Source organism: Neobacillus rhizosphaerae, assembly GCF_937468385.1.
Taxonomy (GTDB): Bacteria; Bacillota; Bacilli; order Bacillales; family Cytobacillaceae; genus Neobacillus; species Neobacillus rhizosphaerae.
In genome coordinates, this window is sequence record NZ_CALBWS010000010.1 from 117,699 (window position 1) to 123,843 (window position 6,145).

A 6,145-nucleotide genomic window follows, 5' to 3' on the forward strand; every position below is an offset into this window, starting at 1 on the left:
TTTTTAGTTAAATAACAATGGGAAAGTAGGTACAATTTATCGTGAAGGTAATTACGTTATGTGGTTCTACTAAGTTTAAAGAACAATTTGAAAAAGCAAATGCATATCTCACATTACAAGGTAACATAGTGATCAGTCTCGGTTTCTTTGAACAGAGTGAAGGTATAGTGATTACACAAGAACAGGTAAATTTATTTAAGAAAATTCATTATCGAAAAATTGATATGTCAGATGAAATTTTTGTTATCGATGTAAATGGCTACATTGGAAACAGCACAAGGAAAGAAATTGAATATGCTAAAAGTAATGGGAAAACAATACGATACTTCTCTCAAAGTGAGATCGGTTAATCAATTCCTGTTACTATGCTAACGCCTGTTACTATGCTAACGGGGTGCTTTTCTTAAAGATTAGGCTGCTTAAAATGCAGTCTTTTTCTTATTCGAATAACGGGTCAGTTTAGTCAAAATAGGGTTAATCCTACATAATTGTGCACAAAATGTCGGATGGATAGATTCAACTCCTGCTATTCTATTGATGAAGGGGGTCATATAATGGATTTGCTTAAGAACATGAATGATGCAATGAAGTATATCGAGGAAAACCTTACTAACGAAATAGACTTCAAGGTGGTGGCAAGGTTAGCTCATTGTTCCGAATATCATTTTAAAAGGATGTTTTCTTTCCTTGCAGGTATTACGTTATCAGAATACATCCGCCGTAGACGACTTAGTTTGGCAGCATTAGAGCTTAATAATAGTAACATAAAAATAATTGATGTTGCGATTAAATATGGATACAATTCACCGGACTCTTTTACTAGAGCTTTTCATAATTTACATGGTGTAACACCGTCAGAAGCAAGAAATAATGGCCAGCAATTAAAAGCCTATCCACTAATGACCTTTCAATTATCAATTAGAGGAGGAAATGAAATGAATTATCGAATTGAACAAAAAGAGGCATTTAACATAGTTGGTATCATGAAAAGAGTTCCAATTATTTTTGAAGGAGATAACCCGGAAATTACAGTGATGTGGAAATCTTTGACTATGGAGAAAATAGATCAATTAAAAAAACTCTCTAATGTTGAACCCAAAGGGATGATTCAAGCATCTTCAAACTTTTCGGAAGGACGTATGGAAGAAAAAGGAGAGCTTGATCAGTATATAGGAGTGGCAACAACACAAGAATGCCCTGAAAACTTTTCAAAACTTGAAGTTCCTGCCTTAAACATGGGCGATATTCGAAACAACAGGACATTTTCCTAGTACACTACAGGAAACTTGGGGAAGGATTTATTCTGAGTGGTTTCCATCTTCCAACTATCAAGTAACAGAAGGACCCGAAATCTTGTCGATTAAAAGTAAAGATTTAACTTCACCATCAGTAAAAAGCGAAATTTGGATTCCAGTTTTGAAAAAATTAAATTAAATTTGAAATATATTTACTAAGCTGTTTCGGCAGCTCTTTTTTTTTCTATTCTTAACAAACTGGATGATTGTGAATGAATACACTTAAAGTAACGGGTTGCATTACTTGAAGACTCAGCTGCCAATCGTAGGTAGCTTTTTTATATTGACGGGGATGAAAAGGGAAAAATGCAGCACGTAGTATTTTTTACAAGATTTCATTCATTAATTTATATTAATAAATTATGAATATTGAATTAACAAATTCGTAAGATTTCGATAATTTATTGTTTGTAGATTTAACTTTTGTTAGTGTAATTACAAAAGTGGAAAATTTTATATTTTATTTATCCTGAAGGGGCTAAAAATGAAAATTAGGTTTCTTTATCAATTAGTTATAAGTCATTTAGGTGTTATTCTTGTTGCCTTTTTATTACTCAGTATTTTTTTTTCCTATTATATTGAATCGTTTGTTTATCAGAATAAATCCAAGGAATTAATATCGTATGGCAAAAATATCTTGGTTTCGTTGGAGAATAATGATTATGGTCCCGAAGTAGTATTAAATCAGTATGGCGAGGTTTTAGCTGGTAGAAATATAAGTTTTTCTCTATTTGATAAAGATGGGAATATCCTTTACCCGACAGGATTCCCTGTTCCAGATGTAAAATTAACCGATGTTGCCCTAGAAAAAATCACTGGAGGCTCACCTCTTGTGGTTAGGGATAGGATTAAAGGATCTAAGCACGAAGTGACCCTTGTTGCATTACCTTACTTAATAAATGACAGGTTAGCAGGAGGAATATTACTTACTTCACCAATAAGTGGATCTAACGTGATGATTAGTCAAATTAATCATTATTTGATTTATGCCATTCTTATTGCCTTAGCTGTATCTTTGTTATTAAGTTGGTTATTATCGAGAATTCACGTAAATAGAATTAAACGGATACAAAAAGCGACATCTATTGTTTCATCCGGTGATTATTCAGTGAAAATACCTGCATCCCACTTTGATGATGAGATACAGGAACTAGGAAATGACTTTAACATAATGGTGGATAAAATTAATCGATCAATGGAAGAAATCAGTTCCTTAGAAAGCAGACGAAGGCAATTTATGTCTGACGTTTCACACGAATTAAAAACTCCACTCACTACTATCTATGGAGTATTAGAAGGGTTGAATCATAATATGATTCCTGAAAAAGAAAGACAAAATGGGATTGCACTTGTTACAAAAGAAGCGAAAAGATTAATACGTCTCATTAATGAAAATTTAGACTATGATAAAATCAGGTCTGACCAAATTCTGCTATTTATTCAAGAAATTCAAGTGCTAGAGATAATTGAGGTTATTAAAGAGCAATTATATATTCAAGCAGCAGAAAAAAATATTGAGATACTTATTCAAGCTGATGAACAATTGATAATTTTTGCTGATTATGACAGGCTATTACAAATTCTCATTAATATCGTAAAAAATAGTATCCAGTTTACAACCGATGGAACAATTTATATTCGAGGGAAAGAAAATGAACAGGAGACAATAATAGAGGTTGAAGATACTGGAATTGGAATTGAAGAAAGTGAAGTGGAAAATATCTGGCGTAGATTTTATAAAGCCGATGTTTCTAGAACCAATAATCCCTTTGGAGAATTTGGACTGGGTTTGTCCATTGTTAAGAAACTAGTAGAACTCCATAATGGTAAAATTGAGGTTTTTAGTGTTAAGAATAAGGGCACAAAATTTATTCTAAGATTCCCCAAAACAAAGGACGATTTGACGGACAGTTTTTTAGCATAATTTGATAGTCGGCTAAAAAAGACTGAGGATCACTTCTTGGTCTTTTCTCATCTTGCTGTAATTATTTGATTAGCACGGGTTAGAGGTTTATAAAATCCATCGCCGTGTATATTGTGAAGAAATGTAAACTATCGTGGTGCTTGAGTTTAAGAAAGGGTTGCTGCGGCGATCCTTTTTTCTTGTTTCATTAACGGTCAGGTTACTTAAAAAAGGAAAATGTTTATACTAGGGAGAATCTATACGGGAATAAGTAAAATTTTATGAATCGAGGTTTAAAAAATGTCAGTTGAAAGAGATAGTATGGTTTTTTCTTTAAAGAAAGTAGTAATACCTATCCTTAGAGAGACAGGATTTACAGGTTCGTTTCCACATTTTCGACGAATCAAAGAAAATAAAATTGACCTTCTAACGTTTCAATTTGACAGATATGGCGGGGGATTTGTTATTGAAGTGGCAGTTTGTTCTCCAGATGGTGTGAACCATCATTGGGGTGAAAAAGTTCCGCCGAATAAAGTTACTGCCTACGACTTAAACAACAGACCGAGACTTAATGGTGGAGAGTGGTTTAGGTATGATGCCCCTGGTTCCGATGACCATATATTTGATGTAATTGCAAATGAAGTCTTGAAATGTATCCCAGAAGCGGAAGATTATTGGGATACAATTAAAATTAAGGGCTTGAAATAGTGGTTGTTCCTCACAATTAAACCCGTTCTTCTTCAACTATAGGGTGCATTCTTTTGACAAGGGATGTATTTTTCTTATTGAAGTAAAGGGGCAGGCTAGTTAAAGTACGATGGGTTTAATGAAGAAAATATAGGAGGTGCGGAAATGAAATTAAGCCACTTTACGAATAAGAATTTCCCCAATTTAGAGCTTAAACCACCTTTGTTTTATAGTTGGGATATTGGTATACGTTTTGAACTAGGGGTGGAGTGGAAAAGAGAATATGATTATCCCGACAACCCTTATATACTGGGGTGTTATAAAAGGGCAATTACTTTATTCGAAGCCTTACATTCTCCAACAGAGGAAATTTTTTTCGTGATGGATGTAAATGATTTTGATAAAGGGAAAAACATTAGACATCAGTTAAAGAACTTTTCTCGCTATGTTGAAAAATCATTATTGTTTAGGCTGAAACATCAAGCAATGCCTTATATATTCCCAGATGATGATGAAGAATGTACATATAAAACTCATAGATTTTCTCTAAACTGCAAAACATCTGATTTTAAATACATTCCATTGTTAAAAGCAATTTGCAATCAAGACTTGGGGTTGAAACCAAGTATTTTCCATAGAGTTTACTTCATAAATATCAATAAGAAAACTATCTTTCACGTTTACGATGACAGAGGCTGTGATTTATTAGCGACATCATCCGAAACTATTAGAGATATTTATGACAGATATAATGATTGGATTTTAGATTACGATAGGAATGAAATAGACAAGGTGTTTAAATAAAGGAATATAGTTCTTCTTCTATTGTTAATGGGGTGCAAGATAGCAGAATAGTGACTGTTGCGGCAGCTTCTTTCTTCTTCAAGTAATGTGTGCAGATTACTTGAAGAAGGAAATGATGGTGGAAACCTAGAAATTAAAGGAGACAAATTTAAGAGATAATGCGGTCAAAACGAAGGGATGGGAAGAGGTTGAATTACAATGAATTTAATAACCCTAAAAACTGGATTGGTGGTTTTTACGAACTTTCAATCGAGTTTGACCCTACTGGAGATAATAAGAGATTAAATCAAGCACTTATTGCATTACAAAATTTCAAATTATTCAATGGGTCATGGAAAGAACGACAGGACTTCCAATCGCATTCAATTTCATTACCAATAAACATTGATGAAGACAGTATAAGTCAATTTTATGGGACTGTATCAATGACTGATGGATATACCTTGCCTTGTTTGATTTCTTTAATAAGAGTCGAGGGTAAATCTGATTGGTTAGTTTTATCAATACCACAAGCCACACTCGAACAGTTCTACCCTTATAAATATCCACTTACAAAAAAACTCAATCCTTGGTTAGCTAAGGTTGATGAAATTCTTATAAGAATAGCTGAAACAATTTTTAACCATTCCCCTTTTGAATTGGCTATGATAGGGGAAGAAATTTCTGGCTATAGAAACCAAGGAGAAATTACTCTTGAAGATGTAAAAAAAATAACTTCTATTTTACCAATTCATTTACAAAAACGCCTAGGAATTCAAGGACAAGGGAAAGAACTAACAAACCAATTAAGGTTATTTAGCTAAAAATTAACCCCTTGCCAATGTGCAAAAAAAACGAAATTAAATGAGATTGTGAAGAATTGTACTTAAACTCTAACGGGCAGGATAGTTCAACAAGAATTTGGAATATAATTTGTAAATATAACTGATTTTGGGAGATGGTGTAGGTGGGGATTAAGGAGTTAATCAATTTCCTCAATAGACTGGAAGAGAGTAATATTTTTTATAAGCTAGATAAAGTAAGAAATGAAGCGATTATGGTTGAAATTACTGTTCCAGGTCAACGTTGGGAAGTAGAGTTTTTGGAGGACGGAACAGTTGAAATTGAAAAATTCATAAGTGACAGAGACTTTTACGATGCCAATGAGCTAGATACTTTATTTAAGGATTTTAGTGACTAATTACATATCGTTATACAACTATCGAGGTGCAAGAGTTTAAGATCCAGCAGCCATTTTTAGCGGCTTTCTTCTTGTTCTAACTGGGAGTTGAAGAAGGAATATGATTATTTAGTAAAAAAAATGGGGATTATCACTTTTTGTTGATATAATTGAAATAGATGAATAAAAGGTAAATAGGAGATTTTTTTTTTGAAATTAACGACTTTATTTGAACCTGTTTCTAATCTTTCAAAAAAGCAAAAAATATTGTGGTTGATTTTCTTTATTGTTTTATTT

At 33.0% G+C, this 6,145-nt stretch carries 6 protein-coding genes and 1 pseudogene; all 7 read left to right on the forward strand.

The window, feature by feature from the left end; genetic code table 11:
• Window positions 1-41 precede the first annotated feature (41 nt).
• Window positions 42-350: a DUF4406 domain-containing protein gene (locus tag M5A78_RS10125; protein ID WP_248735145.1), complete on the forward strand. Its 309-nt coding sequence runs from the start codon at window positions 42-44 to the stop codon at window positions 348-350.
• Between the two features lie 204 nt (window positions 351-554).
• Window positions 555-1,434, forward strand: a pseudogene (locus tag M5A78_RS10130) (AraC family transcriptional regulator).
• Between the two features lie 345 nt (window positions 1,435-1,779).
• Window positions 1,780-3,219, forward strand: coding sequence for a sensor histidine kinase (locus M5A78_RS10135; RefSeq protein WP_248735146.1), 1,440 nt, complete (start codon window positions 1,780-1,782; stop codon window positions 3,217-3,219).
• 279 nt (window positions 3,220-3,498) lie between these two features.
• Window positions 3,499-3,906 carry a DUF4304 domain-containing protein gene (locus tag M5A78_RS10140; RefSeq protein WP_248735147.1) on the forward strand — a complete coding sequence of 136 codons (408 nt, stop codon included), beginning with the start codon at window positions 3,499-3,501 and terminating at the stop codon, window positions 3,904-3,906.
• 144 nt (window positions 3,907-4,050) lie between these two features.
• Complete coding sequence (locus M5A78_RS10145; RefSeq protein ID WP_248735148.1) at window positions 4,051-4,689, forward strand: DUF3885 domain-containing protein; 639 nt, start codon at window positions 4,051-4,053, stop codon at window positions 4,687-4,689.
• A 188-nt stretch (window positions 4,690-4,877) separates the two neighbouring features.
• On the forward strand, window positions 4,878-5,492 hold the full coding sequence (locus M5A78_RS10150) for a hypothetical protein (protein ID WP_248735149.1): 615 nt from the start codon (window positions 4,878-4,880) through the stop codon (window positions 5,490-5,492).
• A gap of 143 nt (window positions 5,493-5,635) precedes the next feature.
• Window positions 5,636-5,869, forward strand: a complete 234-nt coding sequence (locus M5A78_RS10155) for a hypothetical protein (RefSeq protein WP_248735150.1) — start codon at window positions 5,636-5,638, stop codon at window positions 5,867-5,869.
• The last annotated feature ends 276 nt before the right edge of the window (window positions 5,870-6,145 follow it).